Annotated in this window: 27 protein-coding genes; 3 read left to right on the forward strand and 24 right to left on the reverse strand. The window is 45.2% G+C overall.

The window, feature by feature from the left end:
• Positions 1-39: 39 nt before the first annotated feature.
• The 12 genes from M3661_RS11045 to M3661_RS11100 form a co-directional block, all read right to left on the reverse strand.
• Positions 40-903, reverse strand: a complete 864-nt coding sequence (locus M3661_RS11045) for a carbohydrate ABC transporter permease (protein WP_021257906.1) — start codon at positions 901-903, stop codon at positions 40-42.
• Entirely contained in the window at positions 897-1,823 is a 927-nt protein-coding gene (locus M3661_RS11050) for an ABC transporter permease (protein ID WP_051240292.1), read from the reverse strand. The genes M3661_RS11045 and M3661_RS11050 overlap by 7 nt, the downstream gene beginning before the upstream one ends.
• Before the next feature lie 112 nt (positions 1,824-1,935).
• Complete coding sequence (locus M3661_RS11055) at positions 1,936-3,567, reverse strand: extracellular solute-binding protein (protein WP_251484685.1); 1,632 nt, start codon at positions 3,565-3,567, stop codon at positions 1,936-1,938.
• Positions 3,568-3,797: 230 nt separating this feature from the next.
• A complete protein-coding gene (locus tag M3661_RS11060; protein WP_251484696.1) occupies positions 3,798-4,862 on the reverse strand; it encodes a dihydrodipicolinate synthase family protein in 1,065 nt (354 codons plus the stop codon).
• A gap of 2 nt (positions 4,863-4,864) precedes the next feature.
• Positions 4,865-5,881, reverse strand: a complete 1,017-nt coding sequence (locus M3661_RS11065) for an NAD-dependent epimerase/dehydratase family protein (protein ID WP_251484699.1) — start codon at positions 5,879-5,881, stop codon at positions 4,865-4,867.
• Between the two features lie 358 nt (positions 5,882-6,239).
• The gene (locus tag M3661_RS11070; protein WP_251484702.1) at positions 6,240-7,121 is read right to left on the reverse strand and encodes a GNAT family N-acetyltransferase; all 882 of its coding nucleotides are present in this window, start codon (positions 7,119-7,121) and stop codon (positions 6,240-6,242) included.
• A gap of 35 nt (positions 7,122-7,156) precedes the next feature.
• Positions 7,157-7,612 (reverse strand): GNAT family N-acetyltransferase, encoded by a 456-nt coding sequence (locus tag M3661_RS11075; protein ID WP_065290586.1) that lies wholly within the window; start codon positions 7,610-7,612, stop codon positions 7,157-7,159.
• Positions 7,613-7,698: 86 nt separating this feature from the next.
• A complete protein-coding gene (locus M3661_RS11080) occupies positions 7,699-8,397 on the reverse strand; it encodes a histidine phosphatase family protein (RefSeq protein WP_251484705.1) in 699 nt (232 codons plus the stop codon).
• Between the two features lie 32 nt (positions 8,398-8,429).
• Positions 8,430-8,891, reverse strand: a complete 462-nt coding sequence (locus M3661_RS11085; protein WP_251484709.1) for a GNAT family N-acetyltransferase — start codon at positions 8,889-8,891, stop codon at positions 8,430-8,432.
• A gap of 116 nt (positions 8,892-9,007) precedes the next feature.
• Positions 9,008-9,907 (reverse strand): PhzF family phenazine biosynthesis isomerase, encoded by a 900-nt coding sequence (locus tag M3661_RS11090; protein WP_251484719.1) that lies wholly within the window; start codon positions 9,905-9,907, stop codon positions 9,008-9,010.
• 48 nt (positions 9,908-9,955) lie between these two features.
• Positions 9,956-10,189, reverse strand: coding sequence for a hypothetical protein (locus M3661_RS11095; RefSeq protein ID WP_251484720.1), 234 nt, complete (start codon positions 10,187-10,189; stop codon positions 9,956-9,958).
• Between the two features lie 154 nt (positions 10,190-10,343).
• Positions 10,344-10,766, reverse strand: coding sequence for a hypothetical protein (locus M3661_RS11100; protein ID WP_251484722.1), 423 nt, complete (start codon positions 10,764-10,766; stop codon positions 10,344-10,346).
• A gap of 175 nt (positions 10,767-10,941) precedes the next feature.
• Between M3661_RS11100 and M3661_RS11105 the strand changes: the two genes are divergently transcribed.
• A complete protein-coding gene (locus M3661_RS11105) occupies positions 10,942-11,820 on the forward strand; it encodes an alpha/beta fold hydrolase (RefSeq protein ID WP_251484723.1) in 879 nt (292 codons plus the stop codon).
• 206 nt (positions 11,821-12,026) lie between these two features.
• On the opposite strand, the gene M3661_RS11110 is transcribed toward M3661_RS11105, so the two are convergent.
• A complete protein-coding gene (locus M3661_RS11110; protein WP_251484726.1) occupies positions 12,027-12,620 on the reverse strand; it encodes a hypothetical protein in 594 nt (197 codons plus the stop codon).
• A gap of 224 nt (positions 12,621-12,844) precedes the next feature.
• On the opposite strand from M3661_RS11110, the gene M3661_RS11115 reads away from it, so the two are divergent.
• The gene (locus tag M3661_RS11115; protein WP_065290592.1) at positions 12,845-13,450 is read left to right on the forward strand and encodes an undecaprenyl-diphosphatase; all 606 of its coding nucleotides are present in this window, start codon (positions 12,845-12,847) and stop codon (positions 13,448-13,450) included.
• Between the two features lie 118 nt (positions 13,451-13,568).
• Here M3661_RS11115 and thyX read toward each other — a convergent pair whose 3' ends face one another.
• The 3 genes from thyX to M3661_RS11130 form a co-directional block, all read right to left on the reverse strand.
• Entirely contained in the window at positions 13,569-14,285 is a 717-nt protein-coding gene (gene thyX, locus M3661_RS11120) for an FAD-dependent thymidylate synthase (RefSeq protein WP_251484729.1), read from the reverse strand.
• Between the two features lie 180 nt (positions 14,286-14,465).
• Positions 14,466-14,876 (reverse strand): DUF1634 domain-containing protein, encoded by a 411-nt coding sequence (locus M3661_RS11125; RefSeq protein WP_397376511.1) that lies wholly within the window; start codon positions 14,874-14,876, stop codon positions 14,466-14,468.
• The gene (locus M3661_RS11130) at positions 14,873-15,751 is read right to left on the reverse strand and encodes a sulfite exporter TauE/SafE family protein (protein WP_397376512.1); all 879 of its coding nucleotides are present in this window, start codon (positions 15,749-15,751) and stop codon (positions 14,873-14,875) included. Before M3661_RS11130 ends, M3661_RS11125 begins: the two co-directional genes overlap by 4 nt.
• Before the next feature lie 109 nt (positions 15,752-15,860).
• Here M3661_RS11130 and M3661_RS11135 point away from each other — a divergent pair, with 109 nt between their 5' ends.
• Positions 15,861-16,316 (forward strand): Lrp/AsnC family transcriptional regulator, encoded by a 456-nt coding sequence (locus M3661_RS11135; RefSeq protein ID WP_065290595.1) that lies wholly within the window; start codon positions 15,861-15,863, stop codon positions 16,314-16,316.
• Positions 16,317-16,477: 161 nt separating this feature from the next.
• Here the strand turns inward: M3661_RS11135 and M3661_RS11140 are convergent, their stop codons facing one another.
• The 8 genes from M3661_RS11140 to M3661_RS11175 all read right to left on the reverse strand — a co-directional run bounded on the left by M3661_RS11140 (position 16,478) and on the right by M3661_RS11175 (position 26,431).
• On the reverse strand, positions 16,478-16,969 hold the full coding sequence (locus tag M3661_RS11140) for a GNAT family N-acetyltransferase (RefSeq protein ID WP_175400475.1): 492 nt from the start codon (positions 16,967-16,969) through the stop codon (positions 16,478-16,480).
• Positions 16,970-17,020: 51 nt separating this feature from the next.
• The gene (locus tag M3661_RS11145) at positions 17,021-18,508 is read right to left on the reverse strand and encodes an MFS transporter (protein WP_065290596.1); all 1,488 of its coding nucleotides are present in this window, start codon (positions 18,506-18,508) and stop codon (positions 17,021-17,023) included.
• 129 nt (positions 18,509-18,637) lie between these two features.
• Positions 18,638-19,687, reverse strand: a complete 1,050-nt coding sequence (locus M3661_RS11150; RefSeq protein ID WP_065290597.1) for a helix-turn-helix transcriptional regulator — start codon at positions 19,685-19,687, stop codon at positions 18,638-18,640.
• Between the two features lie 67 nt (positions 19,688-19,754).
• Positions 19,755-20,417, reverse strand: a complete 663-nt coding sequence (locus M3661_RS11155) for a DUF1266 domain-containing protein (RefSeq protein ID WP_251484748.1) — start codon at positions 20,415-20,417, stop codon at positions 19,755-19,757.
• 15 nt (positions 20,418-20,432) lie between these two features.
• Entirely contained in the window at positions 20,433-21,749 is a 1,317-nt protein-coding gene (locus M3661_RS11160; protein ID WP_251484772.1) for a J domain-containing protein, read from the reverse strand.
• 260 nt (positions 21,750-22,009) lie between these two features.
• Positions 22,010-22,633 (reverse strand): bis(5'-nucleosyl)-tetraphosphatase (symmetrical) YqeK, encoded by a 624-nt coding sequence (gene yqeK, locus M3661_RS11165; protein ID WP_065290600.1) that lies wholly within the window; start codon positions 22,631-22,633, stop codon positions 22,010-22,012.
• A gap of 271 nt (positions 22,634-22,904) precedes the next feature.
• The gene (locus tag M3661_RS11170) at positions 22,905-24,860 is read right to left on the reverse strand and encodes a TOMM precursor leader peptide-binding protein (protein ID WP_251484810.1); all 1,956 of its coding nucleotides are present in this window, start codon (positions 24,858-24,860) and stop codon (positions 22,905-22,907) included.
• A complete protein-coding gene (locus M3661_RS11175; protein WP_251484813.1) occupies positions 24,857-26,431 on the reverse strand; it encodes a hypothetical protein in 1,575 nt (524 codons plus the stop codon). The genes M3661_RS11170 and M3661_RS11175 overlap by 4 nt, the downstream gene beginning before the upstream one ends.
• Positions 26,432-26,601 lie beyond the last annotated feature (170 nt).

Consider the following 26,601-nt stretch of genomic DNA (forward strand, 5'->3'; position numbering starts at 1 on the left):
GCATGAAGCGATTCCAACTACATTCTACACCGTGATCAACTATCCCTTCTCCGCTCCCAGCATAACCCCCTTTGCAAAGTATTTCTGTGCAAAAGGATAGATAAGCAAGACGGGGATCATAGACAATACAATTGTCGCGTTCTTCATCGCCTGTGGAGCCAGAGCTGCACGATCTACGAGCGAAGCATCCGACTCTGCATTGAAGATGAGCATGTCTCGCAAGACAATCTGAAGCGGGAACATATCCTTGTCATTTAAGTAAATTAACGGAAGGAAGAAGCTGTTCCAATGCCCCATGAAATAAAAGAGTCCAATCGACGCCAAGGCGGGCTTCGACAACGGGATTACGATGCTGAACAAGATGCGATACTCGGAAGCTCCATCGATTTTGGCCGCTTCCCGAATTTGAGACGACATGCTCTCATAGAAGCTCTTGAGTATGATGAGCTCGAATGTCCAGATTGCATTAGGCAGCACGAGTGCCCATACTGTATCAATTAAGCCCAGACCTTTGACCACCATGAAAGTTGGAATAATACCTGCATTCAGGAACATCGTTAGCACGATCGCAAGCATCCAGAACTTTCTGCCGACAAAATTGCGCTGCGCTAATGGGTAAGCGGAAATGGCCGTAAACAACAGGTTGATGAATGTGCCAAGCGCCGTATAATAGATTGTATTCAGATACGCCCTTGGAATCTTGTCATCCTTCAGCACCTCAACGTAAGCATCTATATTGAAGCCCTTCGGAAACAGGGTTACTTCCCCTTGCAATACAGAAACCGTGTCACTAAATGAAATGACAGCAATATACCATACCGGATAAAGGGTACACACTGCAACGAGAAGCAATAGGATCGTATTGACAACATTGAAGATCGACAGCTTACGTTCTCCTACCATAGACTGTTACCTCCAAATCGCTTGCTTACATAGTTCGCTCCAAGCAGCATGACCAAAGCTACGGCAGATTCGAACATCCCAACAGCCGCTGCATAGCTGTAGCTTGATTCGAGGAAGCCCTTTCGGTACACATAGGTGGAGAACACGTCGGCGACACTATATGTCATTGGGTTGTACAGCAGCAGCACCTTTTCGTAACCGATTCTAAACATATTCCCCATATTTAAGATGAACATGACGACGATCGTCGGCATGATTCCTGGTATCGTAATATGCCGCATCATTTGCAGCCGCTTCGCACCATCTACCTTAGCTGCCTCATACAGCGAAGGATTAATACCGGCTACAGCCGCCAAATAGATAATCGCCTGATAACCCATCGTGGCCCAAATATCGGATATGACGTAGATCGGCCGAAACCATGCAGCATCAATCAAAAAATGCTTTTTTTCAAATCCGAAATAGGAAAGAACTTGATTGACGATCCCATTCGTTGGTGAGAGAAAGTCAATGATCATACTGCAAATAATGACTACTGATAGAAAGGAGGGTAAATAACTAAAGGTTTGAATCGATTTCTTAAACCATTTTACTCGAACTTCATTTAAGAAAACGGCAAATAGGATCGGAAACGCAAACCCGAATATTAACGTGTAGAAGCCTAGCAGGAATGTATTTGTAAAGAGAATAAGAAAGTCCTGATTGCTGAAAAATTTAATAAAATGCTTCAGTCCTACCCATTTGCTATCGAATACGCCTTTGTACACACTGTAATCCTTAAATGCGATGATTAACCCATACATGGGCCCGTATCGAAATATTGCGTAGAAGAGAATACAAGGAATAAAAAGCACAAGAAGCTGCTTATCGCGCTTGATATGCTTCCAGAAGTTCGCCCAACGCATGCGACTTGGCGTCATTGTTCGCTGGTGCTTAGTCTCAAGCTCTGATTGCTGCACAATTGTTCCCCCTTGAGGAATGGGCACCTGAATCAGAATCCAGGTGCCCCTCCGATTTCAAATGATCCGCAGCTTACTTGGAGTCAAAACGCTTTTGTGCTTCATTAAATATGGCAAGCATTTGATCAATCCCTGCTTTTTTCGCAGTGTTTTTCCAGTCCTCCCATTGCTTCTCACCATAGTTTTTATCCATCACATACTTCGAATTGAACTCTTCCGCTGCCTTCTGGATCGACGTCTGCAGCTCTGATAGGATCGCAATTTCTTCATCTGTGAAGTTAAGGGTTGGATCTAACGGCTCTCTTCGATTATCCTTCATGATTAGATCTTGGGCTTCCTGCTCTTTTTCCGAGAACTTGAAATAGACACTCTTCGGATTCGGTCGCAAATAGGCGCTTTCCTGCCACATCCCATAGCGATCCTCGAGAACACTAATATCCACTAGCGGCAGGTTAGCCAATTCTGGATACACAGGATATCCATCCTCACCCCACTTGAAGTTAACACCTTCTACACCAAGTGTCATTAAATCCCCGCCAGATGGACTTGTTAAGTAATCCAGCAACTTCAGCGCAACTTCCTTATTGTCGTTATCCGCTACTGCGATACCGAAGTCGCTAACCTCAGGCAGCGATCTTACGTGCCCCGTCGGACCAATTGGCAGTGCATATCGCAAGTTGTAATCTGGCATCGCACTCTTCACCTGGTTGTAGAACAGATCCAATCTGCCAATCCAGTCGAAAGTTACAAATGCCTTGTCTGTTGTCATTTTCGTTGTCCAAGAATCCTGCGTATTCGTTAAAAACTCAGGATCGAGCAGCCCTTCGTTGAACATCTTTTTCATGAAGTCAAGCATATCTTTGTGCGCATCCTGCACGGAGGCGAACTTCCAATTTCTATCTGCTTCATCATAATAAATTGGATAGTTCTCACCGCCTATTCCCCAACCATAAGACCAGTCTCCATAAATGTGTTCTTTCGTCTTAGAAGCGTAAGGATAGCTGTTCGGATACAGCTCCTTCAATTTTTTCATAGCGGTGTAGAATTCATCTGTATTCGTCCATGGCTTGATGCCGTTTTTATCGAAAATATCCTTTCTATACATGAAACCGTGATTGACGTCCCGATTCAACTTGTATATCGGCCATGAGTATAAGTTCCCGCTCTGATCGCCGAATGACTTGATTACCCACGGGTTTTCTTCCATGTACAGCTTCTTGAAGTTGGGCAGCATATCGACATGCTCATTAATGGCCACAACACCGCCCTGCTTGCCTATATCCTTCAGTTCGGCACCCTTTAATCCATTGAAAATATCTGGAAGCTTTCCGGAGGCAACGGTCGTTCTCAGCTTATCCTCGTAAGTCTGGCTGGAGTATGTCTGAAACACCACCTTAATGCCTGTTCGCTTCTCAATTTCCTTGACGACGAGCATTTCATTCGTAATGGAGACATTACCGGGATGCATCCATGTTAACGTTACAGGCTTATCAACGATCGGAAGCTTCAGCCCGCCAGTATCCCCATATTGCTCACTATCCCCCGTGACTGTGGAACCGGAACCTGCATTACCACTGTTACTGCTGTTATTGTTGGAATTTGTGCTGCTTTCTTGACTGCTTGCACTCCCTCCGCCTCCGCATGCCGCAAGAAGCGTGAAGACCATTGTCATCATGACGACAACACTTATGACTCTTTTTGACATTGCGATCATTTCCCCCTTTGTATTGTTGCGCATTCCCTGCTGGCAGCTTCCAACTTAAGTCTCACTCTCAGTATAAGAAGCAGTCACCATTTAATAAATAAAGCGTTTTCATAAATTGTTCTAATATACCATCCTCGGGATAAAAGTTCACGTAAAATCCTTATGCACCAAGGATTTCCCCCGAGTGGAAATTGATAAAGTGGTTGAATTTGATGAAATACAGTTAATGTTTATTCCAGCCATTCCTGTAGATGGGCAGCAACGAATTCGTCATCATGAAGATGCGGGTATTGGCTATATACTCGATCAATTTCGTCCGCTTGCCCAGCAGAAAGCGTCTCATTCGGATTCAGGCACCAAATGCCCTTGAGCAGCCCTTGGCGGCGCAGCACTTCATGAATCCCTGGAATACATCCATGAAATTGATGAGCAGTATCGAAAAATGCAGCATTGCTGTCCGTAATTTGTATATTTCTCGTTAACCACTCTCCCGAAATCTGTCCTCGGGCGCGCACCTCCTTGATCTCCTCCAGTAATTCAACTGCCTTCTTCGTCCATACGGCCCAATGACCGAGAAGCCCACCCACAATACTCTTCTCAACAGACTTCCCTCTCACATCGAAGCGATACGTTGTAAGCAGATCATTGATAATGTTATCGTCATTCCCTGTGTACAATGCAATTTCATCTCTTCTGTCAGAATAGCATACCGCTCGTACAACATCGATGGACTGATAGCGATTGAAAGGAGCCATTTTGATTGCTACAACATTCGGGATGTCCGCGAATTTGCGCCAAAAATCAAAGCTGAGGACACGTCCTCCAACAGACGGCTGCAGATAGAATCCGATTATCGGCATAATAGCAGAAACCCGTTCAGTACGTTCAAGCAATTCCTCTTCACTCATGCTGGAGAGTCCGCCCATGCTTAGCAATGTGGCATCATACCCCACCTGATGTGCCAGTTCCGCTTCCCTCATCGCTTGTTCAGTACTGCCGCACACACCGGCAATCTTAATAAAAGGACGTTCTATGTTAGCTCGTTCTACCTCTTCAACGGCCATGCGCAATACCGTCTCAAATAAATCATGCTTAGGGTCGCGAATCTCAAATTGTGTGGAATGAACTCCTACTGCGATTCCACCTGCTCCGGATGCAATGTAATACCTCGTCAACGCGCGCTGATGGCGTTCGTCCAGCTGACGCTCCTCATTGAGTGCAAGTGGATGCGCGGGAATAACTAAGCCCTGATGGAGAGCCTCATGCAGTGTAATAGAAAGTTTCTTACCGGCCATTATCAGAACTTCCCTCCCCTCTCTTGAAAGTGTGTCGGTTTATTCCATGTAGTACCTCCTGCTTGAACCCATTCCGCCACCCAGTCGATCATCTGCAGCAATGATACAGATGGATACCCGAAGCGCTGATGTGACTTGGATGCATTATTCAACAGTGCCAGTTCAGACTCTTCGCCCTGAAAATGCACATTCCTATTGAATCGCTTAGCGAATTGCTCCACGGCCCATCTCACCGACATCGTCTCTGGCCCTGTGATGTTCATGATGGTGGGCGGACTCGTGCATTCCGTCAAGGAGCGAAGAGCCATTGCGTTCGCATCACCTTGCCAGATTACATTTGCATGCCCCATACTCAGGTTAATCGGACTCCCTTCCATCACGGATTTAGCAATCTCTAATAGGACACCATAACGGAGATCAATTGCATAGTTCAGTCTGTAGAACAGCATTGGCGTCTGATTTTTATGCGCATGATACTCGAAGATTCGCTCTCGGCCTAATGTGGACTGCGCATACTCACCGATTGGTTCTGGTGATACAGACTCATCAGCCCCTCCGCTGCCGATCGGCATGAATGGATAGATATTACCAGAGGAGAACACAACGATGCGTGAATCCTTGTATTTCTCTGCCACTCTTCCGGGCAAGTACACATTCATCGCCCAAGTAAAATGTTCTTTCCCCGTTGTGCCAAATTTATTGCCGGCCATATAGATCACATTCGCTGCATGTGGCAGCTTGAACAATTCTCCATCATGAAGGAGATCGCATGCAATCGTCTCCACTCCCGCTTCCTCTAGTTCGCGCTGTACATCTCCTCCAGTGAACCGAGAAACCCCGATCACCCGCTTGTTCAGCCCGCCCTTACGAACCGCATTGACCGCCAGCTTAGCGAGACTCGGCCCCATTTTCCCTCCTACACCAAGAATAACAATATCTCCGTCGATTTTCGCCAGATCTTGAATACATTCATCTGAAGGCTCAGCTAGTCTCTTCTCCAGTTCAAGCACTGATTTCATATCCGTCATCCCCCTTCTGGATTTATTCGATTTCACCATCTACGTATGGAACCTGATCCTGCGAAACCGACAAGCTTCCATGAAACCATATATATACCAGACAGAAGATCGTGTATATCATGCTTTTTCCCACGTCTTACGTATTTCGGGATAGGGGTATCTCCCAATGTTATACAGCCTAACTCTCGGGCGATTATGTAGGTTGAAAATCATCAAGTAGACGAAATAAATAAAGTGACTCACGATCGATGGGCACGTGGCGCATGGATCGCGAGTCACTTTATGAAAGAAGCAAACATAATCGTGTTTTCATGTTAGGAGTTATAACTTTACTGCATTTCACTCATTTCACTCCTCATTACGCCTGCGCGATTTTTGGGAGTTTTATGTGATCAAGGGATTGAAGACGATTTGGCAACATAAACAAATTATCATCTGATGGTTCTGGGTACTCGACCCTATACCCACCTTGCTCAGGATGAAATTGATAGTACACCCGTTCCGTCTGTTCTGTTGCAATCTTATTGACAACTTGCGAAAGATCAATTTGGTTCGGAGACAGGACATCGTATAGTTGTATTGAATTTCCATCTTGCATAAAGATAACGACCGCGTCTAATTCTTCAATAAAATACAGATGATCCTCAAACACATGCAAGCAATACCAAGAGAAGATTCCTTCTTCATGAATGGCGTCACACGTCGAGTATCTTACGTTCCGTGAAGAATAGTATCGCATGACAAGCTCCCAATCCTGAACGTCCATTACGTTCAGCTTCCGCATATGAGGACGATCGCTGTGTGCCTCTAGCGTATTTATCACGGAGTAGAATTCCGGTTCTTGTACTTTATGAAAGCCAAACTTCGGATAGAAATCGAGAACCGTTCGATTCGCATATAAGTACATAAAGCTGCATTTTTGCTGATACTCATCGATTACGATTTCCATTAGCTTTCTCGACAGTCCTTGATTCCGATATGCTTCATCCGTCATGACCGTGCCGATCATAATGGCTTCATGAATCTCATTTTTTACAACGATATCCATTACATTAACTGACACATTCGCAACGACTCTATCTCCATCGGCGTAGGAATAGCAAATATACCGATCATTCCAGCATCCTCGCTGATACCAATCTTCAAACTGAATGCCGAACGATTCCTGCGCCAATGCATTGAAGCTTGCACGGTATTTGTCTATGTCCTTATAATCCTTAATGAATACGAGTTCATTCATAATAACTCTCCCTCATCGCCTTATTCATATTCCAGCTAATTTATAACAATAGACGATCCGAGTTGATATCTGGCAATCCTTTCTCCACAGGAAGAGATTCCTTCTTCCACAAATCCTAGCTTCGCATAAAGCCCTTTTGCCCTCTCATTATTAAGGTTATAGCTAATTAAGACTGTGTCTGTCTCCTGTTCTTGGCAAATCTCTTCGATAATGAATTGTAATGCTTGCTTGCCATATCCTTTTCCTTGGAATTTTTCGTCGATCATGAAGCGTCGAATCCAATAATTCCCATCAGCATCATCCAATCCATACATTGCAAAACCGATCATTTGATCTTCGTTGTAAATGGCCTTCGCTACAAAATCCGGCAGAAATTGTACTTCTGCTATGGAATATACATTTGGAGCAACGAATTCGCGTTGATCCTCATGCGTTTGGAGTTGTATGCTTTCTTTCCAGTTGTTTCTTCCTATTTTTTGTAATGTAATCATATTATCCTCCTAAATATAAGCATTCTTATTGCAGAAACAGATATCTAAATTTTCTCTATTACAAGTATTTCAAGGTCTAATCTCTCTCACTTCTTACTAGGGGTAGTATCGATCCGACTATTCGAAATGGAATACCACAGCTTTTCAACTCGTAGAAGCCGCATATCCTGAAGCTCAAGCTTATAGATATCCGGCATAGTCGTGGAGATCCAGAACTCGAATCCGTAAGTCGGGTCAAAGTGATTCAACATTAACGTCATAATGTCCCCGTGTGTCCCGATCACAATATGCTGACCTTCATACTTGCTTATCAGTTCCTGTAGTACAGCAACCGCTCTTTGCTGTGCATCATGGCTAGTCTCTCCCTCTGGAAAAGAAACATGGAAATTTTCGTATACCTTCCGTTTGGCCTCTTGGAAGCTCATACCTCCAAACACACCAATATGCCGTTCTCTTACATCCTCATACAATTGAATCGGACAATTCATCACATCAGCTAGAGGCTGAATCGTTTGGATCGCCCGTGCATAGGGACTTGATATAAACACTCGAATCGGGAAATTTCGCAGCAATTCGGCGATCTTCATTGCATCCTGTTCTCCTGCAGCAGATATTCCCCTTGAGCGCTCTTCCCCTTCGACATAGTGTGATTCACAATGCCTTACAAAATAGAGTGTAGTCGTCAAATCATTTCCCCTCATTCCATTTGTAAGTTCAGACGATGCCAGTTGTTTCCTAAATACGAACGCAATTCTGATTACGGTTGTTCGGTTCGCCCAATTCATGAATAGCCCTCTTTCATTGATTGAGAACTACACTATAAATGCAACTCCATCGGATCATTGCATAGACTGTACCCGTTCCGTTCATAGAAGCGAATGCTCCATTCACTAGGCCATACGATGATGAATTCATGCTCCTGCTGCTTCGACCAAGCCTCTATCTCTTTCATCATCCTGCTTCCAATCTGATTGCCGCGATGCTCTGGTACGGTATATACATTCGTCATATATACAAATGGATTTGTCTTTCGCCCAGGTCGAGGGACTTTGTGAATCAATTCTAAGTAGATGTGGGAGATGACGCTGTCATCTAATTCTGCGACCCAAATAAACCAATCTCCCCCTTTAATCGCTTCTAGTAAAAAGGAACGGCACTCCTTGTAAAAGTCTTCGTACAGTTCCTCTCCAATCTTCTGTTCGTTATATTCATTTGTGAAGTCCCATCGCATTCGAATAAGCTGATCAATATCTTGTACGCCGGCTAATCTCATATTCATCTCGAAGTTCTCTCCTTATCATGATAAGACCCAACCAAAAACGAGTTTTCAGTCGGGCCATATGGTGTCTTATTACACAGGATTAGATTCCATTATTATACACTTCATTTATCAATTCAAATAGAAGGGTTATGTTCAACTTCAATTTCTTGGACGAATACGGCTGTTCCTTCAATGAGAACATCTATTCGCTCCTCATGGCGCACAGCTTGAACCTTCACTTTGCCATCTCGATCAATCTCTTGTCCTTGCTCGATGAAGAAATCGGCAACGTCCTGATCCGTTCGCATATATTGCAAATAGTAGGCTCCCATAACGCCAGATGCTGTGCCTGTTACAGGATCTTCTACCGTACCGGAATATGGAGAGGAGAAATGTCTGCCATGCATGAACGCATCAGGATGATAAGTCTCCATACAGAATGGATGAACGGACGCATGTGGGAATTCAGTCATGATACTCGGGAACATGGCGTTCATAGGCTTCATGGCCTTACACTTCTCCAGTCTCTTAATAGGTACTAGCAGAGTCCATATGCCCGTACTTCCATAAGCTATAGGTGTGGTCAGATCAATATCGTCTACCTGCAATCCGATTGATTCCGCTAATCGAGCGACATCCCCTTGAAACGGAATAAACTGCGAACTGTTTTGCTTCATTTTGATATACAGTTGCCCATCAAGAATCGTGAATTCAATCGGTAAGATGCCTGCCTTCGTTTCGATGTTGATGCTTTTCTTCTCTCCAAAGTAACCTTTCGAATATAGACAATACAGCGACGCTATAGTCGCATGGCCGCATAAATTCATCTCATGCCCTGGGGTAAAATATCGTAAGCTAACATCTGCTTGATCCGAATGAAGAATGAATGTTGTTTCATTAAATCCGACCTGCTCCGCAATTCGCTGCATGTCCTGCTCGCTTAATGCATCTGCATCAAGCACAATACCTGCTGGATTGCCCTTCTGTGGAATTGTAGAGAACGCATTATAGTGAAGAACAGTGATTGATCTCATGCTATCCTACCTCCTCCGAATTGGTTTTCATTTCGTTAATCAATTAATCTACAGCCTTCTATTTTTCCATGCAAAAAATGAGACCACGAACAGAATAGCTGCTGCCAGCAAACCGTAGCGGATATAATCCGTTCCCCCTAACTGAATAGGCAAGCTGGCATTAGGCTCCTTATAGACTCTATCGGTTATAAAATGAGTATAAACCTTCTTTTTGGACTCTTCAAAAACACGAATTTCGCCGTTACGGATTGGAACTATTCCATTCGGGCCGCCAACTGGCACTAAAAAATCTTCTTTGGCGTCTTTCTCCAGAAACAGAAGAATCTCATCCCCTTCCTCCTGTCCGTTCCAAGTCGGTTTTACATCGTCCCAATGGATACCTGCAGAAATTGTAGGCGGGACATCACCTTTATATCAGATACCCTTTCGGATTCATTTAATCGATATCATAAATCAACCATTTCGAGTCGGGGTCTTTCCCTTTGATAAATACGTATTGTGACGTGAAAAAATCATCGTTGTTCAGCATATCGTCCGCTAGGAGAAGAACTTGATATATCTTCTTCTGCTCTTGGATATGAATGGGAGTGTGCAGCTTCACCGCCTTCAATTGATAGGTCGGCATGCCTGTTATCGGACTATTCGGTGCGATTAGCTTCATATAATCCTCCGCATTGCCCTCATGCAAATATTCCATTCGTTTGTTGATGAGTTGCACAATTTCTTGTTCATCTTGATTCAAACCCTTCATGTCCAAATACGCCGGATCAGACTTGGATGTGCAGCCTTGAAGCAGAATAAAAAGTATGATAAACCATACTGTCTGAACGACAAAACCATTTCTACAGACACGTCCCATCAACCAACACTCCCTTTTTTCAAATGCAGAGCAAGCACCTACGCCTTCAACCTGACAAAGATCAGCCTCGCCGCCACATGTTCAGTTAGAGAATTAAACTTACTCGCCCCATTTGCATCCAATTTCGATATAAAGCGTATCAATATGATAGAGCTAGGTACAGAGGAGGCGTCCGATGAGTATAGCAACGATTTATAAAAGTGAAAATGGAAAACGATTGATTGCAAATCATTATGAAAACTATATACAAGCTTTGCCGTTTCCTGTGGAGCGTATGTATCTGAATACGAGCTTTGGCTCAACTCATCTCTTAGCTGCGGGCCCCACTGATGGAAAACCGTTGTTCCTTTTACAAGGGGGAAATTGCATCAACCCAATGACGTTGTCTTGGTTTTCCCCATTAGCAAGCCAGTATCGAATTTATGCGCCTGATACGATTGGTCATCCTGGGTTTAGTGCAGAAACTAGAGTGTCAGCTAAGGATAATAGTTTCGCCCTATGGCTTGAAGAACTCATGAACGGTCTTAATATCGAGAAATGTGGATTTATTGGCCCCTCTTATGGAGCAGGAATCATATTAAGACTAGCCGCCTATATGCCACATAAAATAGACTGCGCCGTGCTCGTGTCACCAGCAGGGATACGTTTAGGATCGAAGCTCAAAATGATGAAGGACATCCTTTTGCCACTGCTTCTGTTCCATGCAACTTCCTCAGATAGATACCTTGATAAGCTAACCAATGCTATATCTGACAATACGATGAAGGCAACAGACAAGAAAATGATTGGAGACATTTTTCGATATGTGAAACTTGAGCAAAATATGCCTAAACTTACAGAGAAAGAGGAACTCCAGCAATTCCATGCGCCAACTCTTCTCATCACAGGCCGAAAGGACGTATTTTTCCCAGATCAGCAGCTTAATCAAGCAGCTCGCGCAATCATCCCGAATTTGATCGCAATCAAATCATACGATATGGGACATTTCCCTTCAGAATCGGATGTAGTCACCATTAACGATGAAATCTCTTTGTTCCTGCAAACCTATTATTAATCAAAGATTACATCGTTTCTATATCGTCTCATTGGAGGATCTTAAATCTTGCGCTCTGTCAAAATAGTCCTCCAATTGAGACCCCTTATAGCTCTACTATTTCTCTAGAGAAGGAACAGACCACTTCTTCTAGCGTTCCCTTCAGTACCATTATCGCTTGATGTTGCTTATTCATACAATACAGCAGCACCATGCGGTTTCACTCATTAGATTGTTCTCCCTTCAAAATCGTGGATGCCTGCATTTCCGCTATTTATCCATTTGTTTCTGTATCGCTCTATGACCCTTTCATCCCATATTTGAACTTCAATATATCGCTCAGGGCCATATTGACCGTGCGCGTTCCAATGCTGTGGCCAGCCAAACTGTTCGACTACCGCTTGAATGGTATCTATGGTATATACCTTTTTACGATAGGGCTTCCCATCCTCAACACGCATCGTAGGAAATAAGTCTCCATATGTAAAGCTGATGCTATTCGCATCGAAGTCATCAATATGTAGTTGCAGTTCTCTTCCCTCTTCATACCACTCCAGCAGCCAGTGGCATTGCCCTAATGTCATATAGTGAGGATATAGCGTCCGAGGATTGCCGCCTTGCTCTACAAACATCATTCTTGCCTGCTTCTCTAATTGACGCCTAATTTGCATGTAATCTTCAGATCGTTTGCTTGCAAAGCCTCTTCCATTCTCTCTTAACTCGGACAAGATGCTGTTCGCTTCTTCAATAGACAGTGCAGACAAATTGTGAAATGGCCCTCTTGCGGCTTCGTAATAGTGACACAAAAGATTGAAGTCCATTTTGACAGCCTCCTATTTCAACATAGGAATCATAACAATCGTGTTCCCCATTCGGTTCATATTAGCAAATACGCGATAACCCATAAATAACCAGCTGATTCTGATCAGATTTTTATGTAATATTAAGAATTTATTAAGGAGCAATTAAAGCCCTCTCCCTATACTAAGCATATGGAATAAATACTAGATCTAATTGATATAGGTCACAAGGAGGAAGAGCATACGTGTCATTACCCCAATTAAATATTGAAATGTTTCGTGGAATTAACGACTTAGGCAAGCAGCTCTCCTTTCTAAATCCATCCGTCGTATTCATTGCGGAATATACGATCTATCTGTTAGCAGCTTGCATGCTGTTATTTTGGTTCACTCGTACAACGGCCAATCGCATGATGGTGCTGCAGGGCGGATTTGCATTCATTCTCGCAGAGCTCCTTGGCAAAGCGGTTGGAATGTTCCATTCGCATCATCAACCATTTGCGGAACTCCCGCATGTTAGTAAATTAATCGATCACAGCATCAATAATTCATTTCCCAGTGATCATACGATATTGTTTTTCTCCATCTGTGCGTCGTTCTGGCTGATGCGCAAAAAAACAGGCTGGGGCTGGTTATGGCTCATGCTGGCGGGTTGTGTAGCGTTATCTCGTGTATGGGTTGGCGTACATTATCCAGTAGATATAGCAGTAGGTGCAATGATCGGAATCTTCTCAGCTGTACTCGTGTATTGGTCATCCACTAGATTTGCTTGGTTGTCTCGCTTGCTTGATGTGTACGAGAGCGTGGAACGACGCATACTACCTGCGAGCAATAAATCTAAGGGTCTATAAGTAAGAGATTCATAGAAAATGAGAATGGACGCACCGTATTGGAGAAGTCGAACAACAATATGACTGCGTCCATTGCTTATTCCCCTCAAGGCCATTTACATGCACTTGTTACCTGCATTTACTCCCCAATATCCTGCTTCAAGAGCTCTTGCAAGGAATGTGGGAAAATAGGTCTGCTAAGCTCCAATATCGCCTTCGCGTAAGATTGAATTTCCTTCTGAGCATCATGCTCCAGGCGTTGATTCAAGAAGTGGGCTACCGATTGCAGGGAGGCTGTCCAATACCAGCGCACATACATGCCATAAGAAGGCAGAAATAATCTAGCTTGCTCCGCGCATATGCCATCTTCTAGTGCCGCTTCATACTTGGCAACTCCAAGTTCAATGTAGTTCATCAGCTCGTCCGTGTGCTTCTGCCCGATTTCCCAGGATACAATGTCTCCACTGCCCTGCTTCGAATTCTTCGGCTTGCTTCTCCATTCCCCCTGAGACGGTATGTAGAAGGTAGGATCTTCAGTGATATATCTACGACTCGATTCATTCCAAGCCTCCAAGCTGTCGCCTGTGCCTTCCATATGGGAAGAACCTATGACATACTTCCACCACTGCCTTGCAACCATAAGCGGCGCGTACACTTCGAACTGCAGCATGACATGTCGAAATGGCGAGGTGTGTCCTTCTCTAGCCAGAAATTGAATCAATCGAATATCCCGTTCACTTAGCTCCATCGATTCCTTGGCATAGGATACCCGTGCGGAGTTGACAACCGTCAAATCCGAACCCATCGTGTTGACTAACCGGACATACCCCTTATCTAATACTTGCAGCATAGACATGGCAACCACTCCTATCTAGTAAATGAGACGAAAAGAGAACATCAAGTTCCCACTCAATGCTCTCTTCATTTGGATACATATTCTATTTTAGTATACATGAATCCAAGTGGATGAACAGGTATTTCCTGGCGAATATTATTGACTGACTTTTCTCTGTTCAGGCACTCCTAACACAATAGATCACCCTGCACTTCCAATGAAAAAGCTGGCGACTAAGATCAAGAACACTGCTATTGTTATTCCTACATACAAATAATCTTGTTCATGCAGAAAAACAAAAATAGAGATAAAAACCCGCAGTACTGGTGTTGCAATGAGCATAAGCAGCCCTGTCAGGATAATCGCATACGACTTCATTGATAATAGACCGGCATAAATTCCTGCCAGACTGGTTGGAAAGGTCTGCTCAGGATATCCACTGTCTCCAGAAATGAGGAACAGCAGCAAGCCAGCAAGGATCACCGCTGCACTAGCAAGTACCCCTACCCGAAGCCACTTGCTGACAACAATCTCTACCGCTTCCGATTTGTCATTGCGCATTTGTTCGATCTCGGACTGCTGTACGCTGCCTTCTCGCCCAAGCTCACTCATAGAAGTCCCCCCAATCCCTGTACAATCATCTGAATGGCCACATACGCCAATACGGGAATAAACCATTTGCGAATCGTCTTGCTCTTCATCTTCTGCATGATTCTCGCGCCAGCCGTTGCCCCCACAAGAACGCCTAGCGCCACTGGAGCCGAGATTGCCGGATCGATGTCGCCACGGAACAGGTAAACCCCCGCGCTTGCAGCGCCCGTAACGCCCATCATGAAGTTGCTCGTCGCACTGGATACCTTAAGCGGGAGCTTCATGAAGACATCCATCGCCATCACTTTGAAGCTGCCGCTGCCAATTCCAAGCAGACCCGATATCACCCCTGCCCCGTACATGACGCCGAATCCGCCGTATACATTGTCCACCTTATACGGAACCGTCTGATTCAAAGCCTTATCATAATACTCGCCTTGCAAGCGCAGCTTCTCCGCAACCGGATGCATAGTTACATCCTTCGGCAGTTCATCATTCCGCTTCTTAAGCATAGTCCCCGCCGAGTATAGCAGCAGCAGACCGAAGATAATATACAGTACCGTAGGCGCCATGATTCCGCCTAGAAATGCACCGGTTATCGCTCCCACCGTTGTTGCAACCTCCAAGAACATGCCTACTCGCACATTCGTAATCCGATCTCGGATATAAGCGATCGCTGCCCCGCTGGAGGTTGCAATGACCGAAATAATACTTGCGCCAATCGCCGTCTTAATATCAACACCGAACAATAAGGTCAATGCTGGCGTAACTATAATCCCTCCACCCAGACCAAGCACTGCCCCGACGATTCCAGCCAATACGGAGATCAACAGTATTTCAATCGCTAGTAAAGACAACATCCTCTCCCCTTCCGCGCCATGTTCTTCCTCATACATATGTATACACCTTTTTATACATTCGATCAATAGATTGCATCATTTACTTTACATTGTATGTGCTATAATGGGCTTAATAGGACAAGTACAAGTCGAAAGGGTTGATCAAATGCAGTTCCGTAATTTAGACGAAATCGATACACGGATTTTGCAGCTGTTATCCGAGAATGGACGCTTAAGCAATGCGGAGCTTGGACGAATGGTCAACTTGACCCGAGCGGCTGTTCGCGAACGAATTCATCAATTGATGGAGGAGGGGATTATTGATCGGTTCACCATTGTCGTGAATCCGCTCAAGGCGGGCAAAACCTTGTCGATGTATTTCGATATTGAAGTGGATTGGGTGAAGCTGCAGCATGTCGTAGAACAGCTAAGATTAGCTGAGGAGATTACGAACGTGTATCAAATGAGCGGCAAGCCGCATCTGCATGTCCATGCTCTGCTGGATGATCCCGAGCATGCTGAGCAGTGCTTGAGGATGCTTCAAACGATTGATGGTATCACTTCCGTCACTAGTGAGGTACTCATTGCGCGGCATAAAGAAAGAGGCGGATTGTTAATTTAAACAGGTGCTTTAAATAGTGCACCGAGATCATATGAATCGATATAGAACGCCCCGCTTGCTACTGGTGAATGCAGCGATCCAGAAGCCACAAGCGGGGCGTAAAATTGATGACGCTATTTCAAAATACTTCTTTTATGGACACAATATATGGAAACTCTCTCCTACCGAAGCACAGTGGAGAAGTATTGGATCGGGCCGTCCCAGCCGTTTTCTCGAATCTCTTCATAGTTATCGTTTGTGTACGCTGCAATTACCTTTCTCCAAAAATGCTGCGACGGTACGTTCTCGTCAATCTGGCCAACCTTCCAAGTTCCCTGAAACTGATCGAACAAAGCCGTTGCCGCATATTTTCCCACTCCCGATTGCCGATACTTTTTCATTACGAAAAATTCCGCCATCGAATAAACCGTTCGCTTATCATCATCCGTTCCCAACTCCCTTACAAGCGCTAATCCCGCAAGCTTCCCATCCACTCGAATGAAGATAGGATATCTCCCTTTCTCTGTCCAGTAATGATCCAGATACATATATTCATATAGACCGTTCTCGTTGACGTCCTCAGGATCGTATTCACTGAAATCATATTTATACAGCTCCAGCAAATTACGAAGCGTAGATTTTTGCCCGTACTCGACCTGATGCAGCGTGATCATACTCATGCCCTCCTTCATTTCTGATGGTTTTCTCTCTTACGCTATCATTTTTTACAATGTATGCTTCGCTTTTGCCATTCGGCTTTTTCGACTTGGATCCGGTAAAAAGCAGAGGCAGACGAAAGTCGCCAGTGCCAGCCCTCCGCAAGCACCAACTGATACAGAAAATGCGCGTACATAATCAGACAGCTCTGCTTCTACGAGCACATGTCCAAGTACGCCGGAAAACACAATACCGATCAATGCCACCCCTAGCGAATTCGCCAAGTACATACAGGTCGTGAATAATCCTGATCCCGATCCCGCATCCTCCTTCGGAACTGTGCTTAGAACGATATTCGCAAGTGGTGTCGTGACCATGCCAAGACTGAATCCGTACAGCCATAACAGGAGAAGATTACGGTAATCAAACATAGCCCTCGCGTCATACAGGATAGAAACAATCAGCAGCGATATGCATATTACCATGCCGATTGAGCCGACCTTCAATGTACCTATCCCCCATTTCTCTACGAAACGGGAGGATAAGAGAGAGGACAGAAAGAATCCGACCCCCAATGGCAGAAACACCATGCTTGTAGATTGAACATCCTTATGAAGGCCGTATTGGACATAGTAGCTTAATAGGAAGAAGAAGGCGAACATGCCCAGGTACACGACAAGCACAGCCAACATACCTACGCGAAAGGAAGCATGCCGAAATACATCAAGATTCACCAATGGAAAGGCGTTTCTTCTCTTCGTACGACACTCGAATACCACAAAAGTAATGAGTACACCAATACCGATCAGCAAGCAAAACCAAACCCACAACGACCACCCCTGCCTCTGCCCTTCCGATAAAGGATATACAAGAAAAAATAAGCCGCTTATGAGCAGAAGTGCACCACTCCAATCAATAGGCTGTTTCTCCCTGCGCGATTCCGGAATGATTGGCATCAGCATCAGAACCAGCATGCCGAATGGAACGTTAACTAAGAACACCATCCGCCAGCCAAGATCGAACAGGTTCCAGCTGACGATAAGACCCCCAAAAATGAGTCCAAAAGCAAATCCAAATCCAATGATTGCACCATAAATGCTGAACGCGATTGCCTTTTCCCGTGGCGGAAAGCTGACCTGCATCGTAGAAAGCACCTGGGGCTGAATGAGCGCAGCAGTCAAGCCTTGAACGATCCGAATAGCAATAAGCAGGGAAGGATCCGAGGTCAAGCCGCCAAGCATGGCCATGATTGTGAATCCGCTCACTCCAACATACAGCAGCCGTTTTCTTCCGTATATGTCACCCAACTTCCCGCTAATGATCAAAGCCACCGCCAAGCCAAGGGAGAAACCTGTAACGATTAGCTGCGCTTCAGCGAAGCTTGCATTCAAGTTGTGCTGCATCAACGGCAGAGCAACCTGAATCATATAAGTGTTCAGTGAGATAAGCAGCGTCGGCAGCAGTACGATAACGAGTGCAATCCATCGTTTCGGATTCCCCTCCATTTGCTGATTACCATCCGTGCGTTGTGATGTAATTGTCAAAATAGGAGACATTACGATTCCCTCCAGTAGTTAGAATCACATGAATACTCTGATTATGAGCCAATCATGTTCATACGCTCTACCTGAAGAGGGAGTCTTTGCCCCTATAGCGGAATTAATTGAAGAACCCTTCTACCTACATTAGGCCAAAGGGTTCCCTTGCGAAATGGAAGCGTCGCCGCCATTCGAAGACGACCTTCGAACTTGATCCTGCTGTTCCAGCTGCTTGAGGAACGAGCTTGGATTGCAGCCGTAATGCTTGCGAAAGGCTGCCGTAAAGTTGCTAACATTACTGTACCCGACCGCGACGGCAGCTTCCCCAACATTCAGATGTTCCATCTCCATATGCCATATCGCCTTCTCGATCCGCTGCTTGCGCACCAGTTCGAATACTGTTGTGTCGAACAGCTCGCGAAATCCTGTTTTCAGCTTGAATTCGTTGATCCCGACAAGCTTGGAGAGTTCTCGTATCGAAAAGGGCTGTTCGTAATTGTTCATCACAATCTCCCGTGCCTCATGAAGCTTTGCGATGTCATCGCGACGAACGTTTCGCTTTACAGTTCGATCATGAATTTCGTCCGCCTCTCCGAATAAGGCGAGGAATTCGATGGCTTTACTCTCCATGTATAGCCGCTTCATCTTCCCCTGATAATCGCACTGAAGCATATCCGTTACGCATCGATGAATGTCTGGTGTGACTGAATAGGTGTCAATACTGCCAAGATGACGATGAAGCAATCTTTCCATGTTCTGCTTCTCAGCCGCATCAACGGCATAGGCATACAGTTCATCTGGAGAAAATCTCACCTCAACCATATGATGGTGCATTCCTGCCTTTTTCTCCTCATATACCCGCACATCTTCCAATAGCAGCACATTGCCAGACTGCGGTTCCGTATAGCTTTCTTTTCCGCTCCACTCGCAATACACTTCACCGCTCAAGCAATAACTCAGCTCAAACAGACGGCATGCCTCTTGGATACAGAGCCTCATATCTTCCGCATAAGTGACATCCGTCACCATAATTTCCATACCTTCACGGACGCGCATCCGGGTCACACTACCCGTTCCAATGTGAGGAGGAAGGAACATTTGCTGCTCCCAAGCACTGCTTTTCATATCACCATGAATCATTTCAGAATAGCGCTCAAAATAATCATGGATGCAGGCTACATGAACTTCAGCTGCCATCTGATCACCTTCTATTCCGCCTTATTGGCCTGAATGAGAATCTTTATCATCCACATTCATTGTATCGTCAAGCTAACCCCCATTGTGCCTTATCCATGGCCAATGTGCTTGATCCAAGCAGCATCGAGGCTATACTCGTAATGTGAGCCTGCATCTTCATTTCACTATCCGAGTCAGAGTAGCTATTTCCTGCAACAAAAGCAGTGAGATAGTCTTCCCAGCTGTTATAGTATTGCTGCAAATGGCGAGCCGCCTTGAGCTTCAAGTCCCAAGCTTCATCCTTGGTTAAGTAGCCGTAGGTAAGTCCCATATTGCACATAAAGATTGCCCAAGCCCCACCAAATGCCGCAATTTCTCCGGAAGGAAGCTGGTGCAAAAATGCATTGACGATTACGACCTTGGCATGGTCAGGATGATCCACGGAGGATTCCACATACCGCTTGCGAGAGACTTCGTTGCGTGCAGCTAGACTCGTATGCAGCTTCTTATACTCCTCGCGCAGTCCATCTTCGAGCAGCCACTGAACTCGACTGAGCAATGATTCCTTGTCCGTAACTCCCCAAGCGGCGAACGCCTTTTTCATCGATCCTCTGCGCAGAATTCGATCTGTAAATGGAAATCCGAACGGGATATAGTGGTACACTATTAAACTATCCGTACATACAGAAGAAAGGCAACGGAAGTACAGCTCCAGCTGCTTTCTTTGTTGGTTATTGTATTCGCTTGGCAAATTGGAGCCCTCCTTCTAGGTAGTCATCATTCGATAAGTCTTGAACGTCTTCCAACCGCTCCACACCATTACTGCAAGCCACAGGACTGTAACGGCGATAGGTACGCTTATGAATAATTGAAGTCCAACATAGACGAGTATGTATAGCCAAGTCAAGCGGAGATAGAAGTAGAGGAGAAATGATGAAATTTGTTTGCGTGCTTGTCTCTGTCCCTTTTCTTCCACTTCTTGTGCATATCTATATTTGTTGAAAAACTTAATACCGTGAACATACCGTAAAATGTCATGAACATTGTCAATGTCATTGGATTGCTGGAGCTTCATACGCGCTTCCTTCATCTGCCCTAATTGCGTATAACAATGAATGGACAGCAACAACGCATCTTGCTGATTCTCCTCAATCTCCAGCAAGCGGTTGCAGTCCGCCAAGGCAGCTTCATATTGTTCAACCTTGTACAGATGCTGTGCACGGTGCCATCGTCCCTCAAACTCATCGGGTTTCATCGCAATCACTTGATTGAAGCAATCCAATGCTTGCTCCATCTCGCCGATTGCTTCGAAGTATTTGCCGCGCATGAGCTCTAGGTCAGTATCGTCTTGGAACCATTCATGGGCCTCACTCAAATATGCGCCTACCTCTTCCAGTTCTCCTTGCATAAGCATATACTGCGCCATCTCACGCAGGTAGAGATAACGGTCAATATCAAAATCGATGTCCGCATCAATGAAACAATCATAGGTCAGCTCCATCGTACCGTTAACCTGTTCAAATATGTAATCAATGAATTCCCCGGCATGGCGTTCCCTTAATTCTTCCTCATGCTCATGGAAACGGAAAGTATCCTCCAGCACGATCCATACCGCTATCGGAAAATAATGCTTCTCCTCAAGAAACATCACCATTTCATCACGTAACTGCGGATTCTTAATATCCCATTCCGCGTTCTCCTGGAACAAGGCTTTCCAAGATGAAGGCTGGATTCGATTTGCGAAATTGCTATATAGCTCAGATACTCGGGCTAGAAATACCTGAATCGGATTTGCGGCATAAGGATAAGCTGTGCTCACAGCAACCTCTTCTCTTGCAATCGTCTTATGTACAAATGGATCTTCCAACCGTTCACCATGATCGTTCAGCCTCATGTTAGAAGCTTCTGTTGTTGCTGACCTTTTGCGCGCCAGCTTCAACGCTACTTCATACGCTTCATGCAGCATTTCTTTCCACTGTGGGTCATTTTCCGGATGCTCTAGCGTCAGCTTCTTCGCATAAGCGCTTGAGATGACAGAATCATCTTCCGTTGGCTCAATCCCTAATACATCCCATACATTCAAGTTACTCCATCCACCTTTCCCTCAACTCCAGCCGTTCCCAATATGCTTTGGTGGCTATTTCAATATTCCGATAGTCAATAGTAAAATCGAAAAACTTCCTTCAACCATTCTTTATTCTACCAATACCACAAGAGATAATCCAATTTATACTAGATTCGAACTAAGTGGGAGCCCCATTTCTCTTTCAAATTTCCGGTAGCAGCCAACGAAAAATGGAGTAGTCTGACGCCTACTGCGTCAGACCACTCCACATTGCAACTTCATTCCGCATTCAATTGTACCTGTAATTGTTCATAAGCATCTGCAAGCCAAGGGTGGATGACCTTCAGTGTGTCCTTGCGCTCCCATAAATATTGAATGTAAGCAAACGCCGCATGTTCCAGCGATATTGCGAGATTATGATGTAATTCCTCGATATAAGGGGGAATGCCTTGCTGATCCCATGCAATCTTGTCGGCAACAAATAGGACAAGATCAAGCTGCGAGGCATCGGCTCGCAGCGTAGTATGGCAGCCCACCGCATCCAGCACTTCGGCATCCTGAACGCCAAATATGTCCCGGGCCATCACCTTGGATAGCTTCTGATGGATGATCATCGGGAATTGCTCTTCTTCGGGCAGTATATCAATTCCTAGCTGCCTCGCCGCCTCAATTCGTTCCTCGTTAGGAAATACGGCGCTTATATCATGCAGCCATCCCGCCAATTCCGCTCTCTCCGGATCAGCATAATATAATTGCGCAATTCTTCTAGCTTCTGTCCCTACATCCATACAATGCTCTGCAGTACCCGGGCTATGATTTGCGGTTAGAAACTGTTGAATATCCTGCTTCATATTTCCCGTGAACTCAATTTCTTGCACAAGCTTTTCAAATAATAGATGCATGTTAGATATACCTCTCACTATGGAATGTCATCCCTATTAATCATTTATTTCTATTTTGAAAAAGAAATGGTCGGCTTCTTATCAGATAGCATTTAGAAATAGATCAAAACAGCGATTGAGCTCAACATATCCCAATCGCTGTTTCATGGAATCAACTTCTCATTTACTTATTTTACCAGTATGTTTATTTCAATACCACCTTGTTTTCGTCCTTATGCATGAATCATGATAATCATTGGAGTCAATCCGAATGCCGTTCATTCAACATCCTTTACGGAAATGGGTGCGGATAAGGGTTCAGTTCCTCACGTGTAAGCTTGCGATCCACATATCCAAGTTTCATCGGTACTTCCAACACTCTGTCAATCCCCTCTAACCGGCGAAGATGGTGGCCAAAAGTCATTGGTAGCATGCCTGGAATCAGTACTTTCACACAATGTAGGCCATTGCGTAGCGTCTCGCTGGACGATTGATCAACAACAATCACTTCTAATTGCAATCGAGTGAACACTTCCAGAACGTCCTTCAGCTCTTCTGTTACATCTGTACTGACTGGAACCACTGGGATTGGGAATTCTTCTGCAAAGGAACGGACTGGACGCTGCTCCTCTAACAGAAAGTGAAGTCTTTCCGCTGCTTCTGGCAAACTGTACAGCAAGGTATGATCTTCCATCTGCTGTACCTCATACGGATCCATAAACATAGACAGTGCTTCCGAACCACGTTCCTTCCAACGTTTTTCAACCATGGAGATCGTCCCCGCAAGTTCATGGACAGCACTCTTAGCTGCTCGTATCGGGTCAAGATGAGCTCCCGCAGAACAGACTACACTCACTTCATGTTCTGGTGTTCCCCGAGCAATCGACCAGATGCTCGGAATCCCATTCTCCGTTGTTATGTTGTACAACAACACCTCATATCCTAAGACAGCCTTGATCCGTTGAATCATGAGGATCAGCTCCTCATCCCTTGAGGAATATGGATCAAGCCTTGGGCATTGGAGCTTCGCATACCAAGTCATTAAGAAGGCATCTCGTTCAACTACCTCAAATATGCCATACAACACCGCTTCTTCCAGACTGCCTCCTAATGCGCAGCCGTTAGAGGTTTCATACACGAAACTCCCTTCGTGCCCTAAGCTGTAATAGGCTACTAGATGAGGAACTAGAATCGGGCGCTCCTGTAAAAATGAATACCCCCACACCCATTCAATAGGGGTATCTGGATCAAAGGAGGCAAACGGAAAACCTTCCTGTTCGTATTGCTCTTGTGCATGAAGCCCAATTGTAGCAGGATCCATAGCAATTTCCTTCAGTTGGTTGTAACTATCGAACACAACTGGACGTTTACCGCGGGGTGTGATGCCGCAATAACGTTCCAATCCCTCTAATATGGCAGCAAGCTGACTGTTCGTGAACGAATGGGAACGTCCCCCTGTCACCTCATCGTAATAGCCGAGCGGGAGATTGACGACTGCATCTGCAAATACAGAAGAAAGATGCAGCTCTAAGTCGTTAAATAAGCCGGATCGACGATCCCAATAGTCGTTGAACAGAACCCCCTGTAATTCATTCATGGATCGACACCGATAGCTATTATCCAGCTTGGGAGATGGTTTAAGCACAATACTCGCTGCTTCCGGCGAATCTTCATCTAGCTGCCCGCATACTGGACAAGCACCATAAGGAAGAATATAATGCCGCGTACAGTTCAAGCTGTGCAAGTTGATCATATAAATGTGACTGTCGGTACACAGACTGTGTCCGTTTACACATTTCGATGTCTCCTCAACAAGTAACTGAGCCATAAATCGATACCCTGTCACTTCAATGTCCGATTCAACTCGAGGGACATAGTCAGGGTTAACCAGCATCATAAGCATGTCATCAGTTGCTTTAGTATTGCTGCCCGCTATCGACATTCTAATGTCTGCGCATTGGAAGCATCCGGATGCACCTGGCCAGTTCATTGGACCAACGAACCCTTCTTCCCCACTCAAATAAGCCGATATCCACGGAATTCCCGATTGCTGAAGCTTCTCATTCATTTCCAACAGCAAGCCAAGGTTTTCTTGATCCTGAAGCACCAATGCGATGCTCATACTTGTACTTGGAATTTCTTCATTGTGATTCGTCAATCTTGTTACGGTGTAATCGCATTGTTCCATTAACTGTGCATATACGACATCCGCAAGTAATCCCTCTCCAATCACCAGGACAGTGTTCACGTAGAGCCCTCCTCTCTGAGCCGCACTCCACATACGAAGAATGCCTCTGTACCAAGGAAAGAACTGCTGTGCAAATCATATATTTCGAAGTATGAATCGTTCTTCTTGTTCTTCTCCAATACTCTTTGCACCGTTGCTATCCAATAAGCAGATGTGAACGGATAGGAAATATGAGGGATTGCGACCGTGTTCATTGAATTATCTTCTTCGCATTGAACTAGAAATAGATCGGACGCATGCCCCTCAACCTGAGTTAGCGCCTTCTGAAGGGACTGGCGAAGCGCAATTGTGAAATCTACATCCACACTTCCATACCAATTATCCCTCGAATAGACCCATACTACCGGATAACCATGCAGCGGCTCCCCCACCGCAATAATAGACTCACCTCCCATGATACCTAGCGACTGCAAATAATACTGACATCGGCTGTCTGCTACATGTTCAAATCGCAGTCGCGATACGATCATCTGATTCGCCCCGTGTCGGCTGCGGTCAATACGATCCTGCAATCGTTTCGTCAAGCATGCCCTAATTCCCCGTCCAACAGCTTCAGCTGCCTCACAACCTGCACCTACACCGATAGCAGCCACATGGTCATTCCCCGATACAGGGAACAGAAACGGTAATAAACGTGCCGCATACGCTTCCAATCCTGCAAGCCCCGACTCACGCCGAGCCTCTTCATGTGTCAATCCACTGCATATGATTGCTGGCAGTAGTCGGACAAATGATTCTGATGCCGGATCAATCGGCTGAACCATGCATTGTGCGAGAGGAAGCTGCACAATTCCCGCCTCTTCCCATTTGTGAAAATTTCCAATTGAAGAGGAAGTCATATCGACGAAGCTGGTATACCAATCTGAATCATTCATTCGCTCAGTACTTGCTGTGATGATTTCATCCACTGTAGATATACGGCAAGCCGCCTTACTCCCTCGTTCAACATCGAAGAGATGTGAACGAATGGAATGCCAGCTCCCTGTTAAGCTGTTCGGATCAAAAATATAGCATTGATCTCTACAATTCCCGTCTCTTCCTGCTGTCACTTCCCGATGATATTCATGCACAACCAGATTTGTAAGAATATGAAGTGCCGTTAACGAGAAGCTCTGTTGCTCATTCTCACTTCGGAACACGGTCGGGTGCAGGCTCCGCCACACCGCTTCTGGTCGTGCTGATCCGTCCACATCTAACAATGGCCCAACTAATCCAACCCCACGTAAGGTTATCGCAGGCAGAAGGGGTTTCCCCTCCAATTCACATGCATCTTGAAGGTCTCTCCATTCAACCAAATTATCAAGTTGAGCGGCGTATAGGATAAAACGGTATGGTCGAATAATACTGAGCCAATCTTGTTTGAGATCTCTCCGTTTCATCGTGACATTTGAGGTCAATCCTCCCTGTTCGTCAGGCTCCTGATATACCGCAAATGCAACATGATCGGGAGTTTCCGTGTCAGTTATGCAAACCGTCAGTGTGAAGTCTCCCGCTTCATGCCAGGTTTTAACCAATGAATCCAGCATGGATCCCGAGCCAATAGCAAGTACTCCCTTCTCTTGCTTAGACATAAACAATCCTCCTTTCCCACAAACACCTATATTTCATTGAATTCGATTCGCTTCGTTATCGTGAATCCGACCTAGAAATGTCATTGTTAACGTATGTCGACGTCTGCTTCACTATGACTCGCTTATGGCCCAGTCCTACTGCAACAAAAAAAGAGCTGCCTCATGTCATT

Origin of the sequence: Paenibacillus sp. MER 180 (genome assembly GCF_023713665.1) — a bacterium.
GTDB classification, from domain to species: Bacteria; Bacillota; Bacilli; order Paenibacillales; family Paenibacillaceae; genus Paenibacillus_B; species Paenibacillus_B suaedae.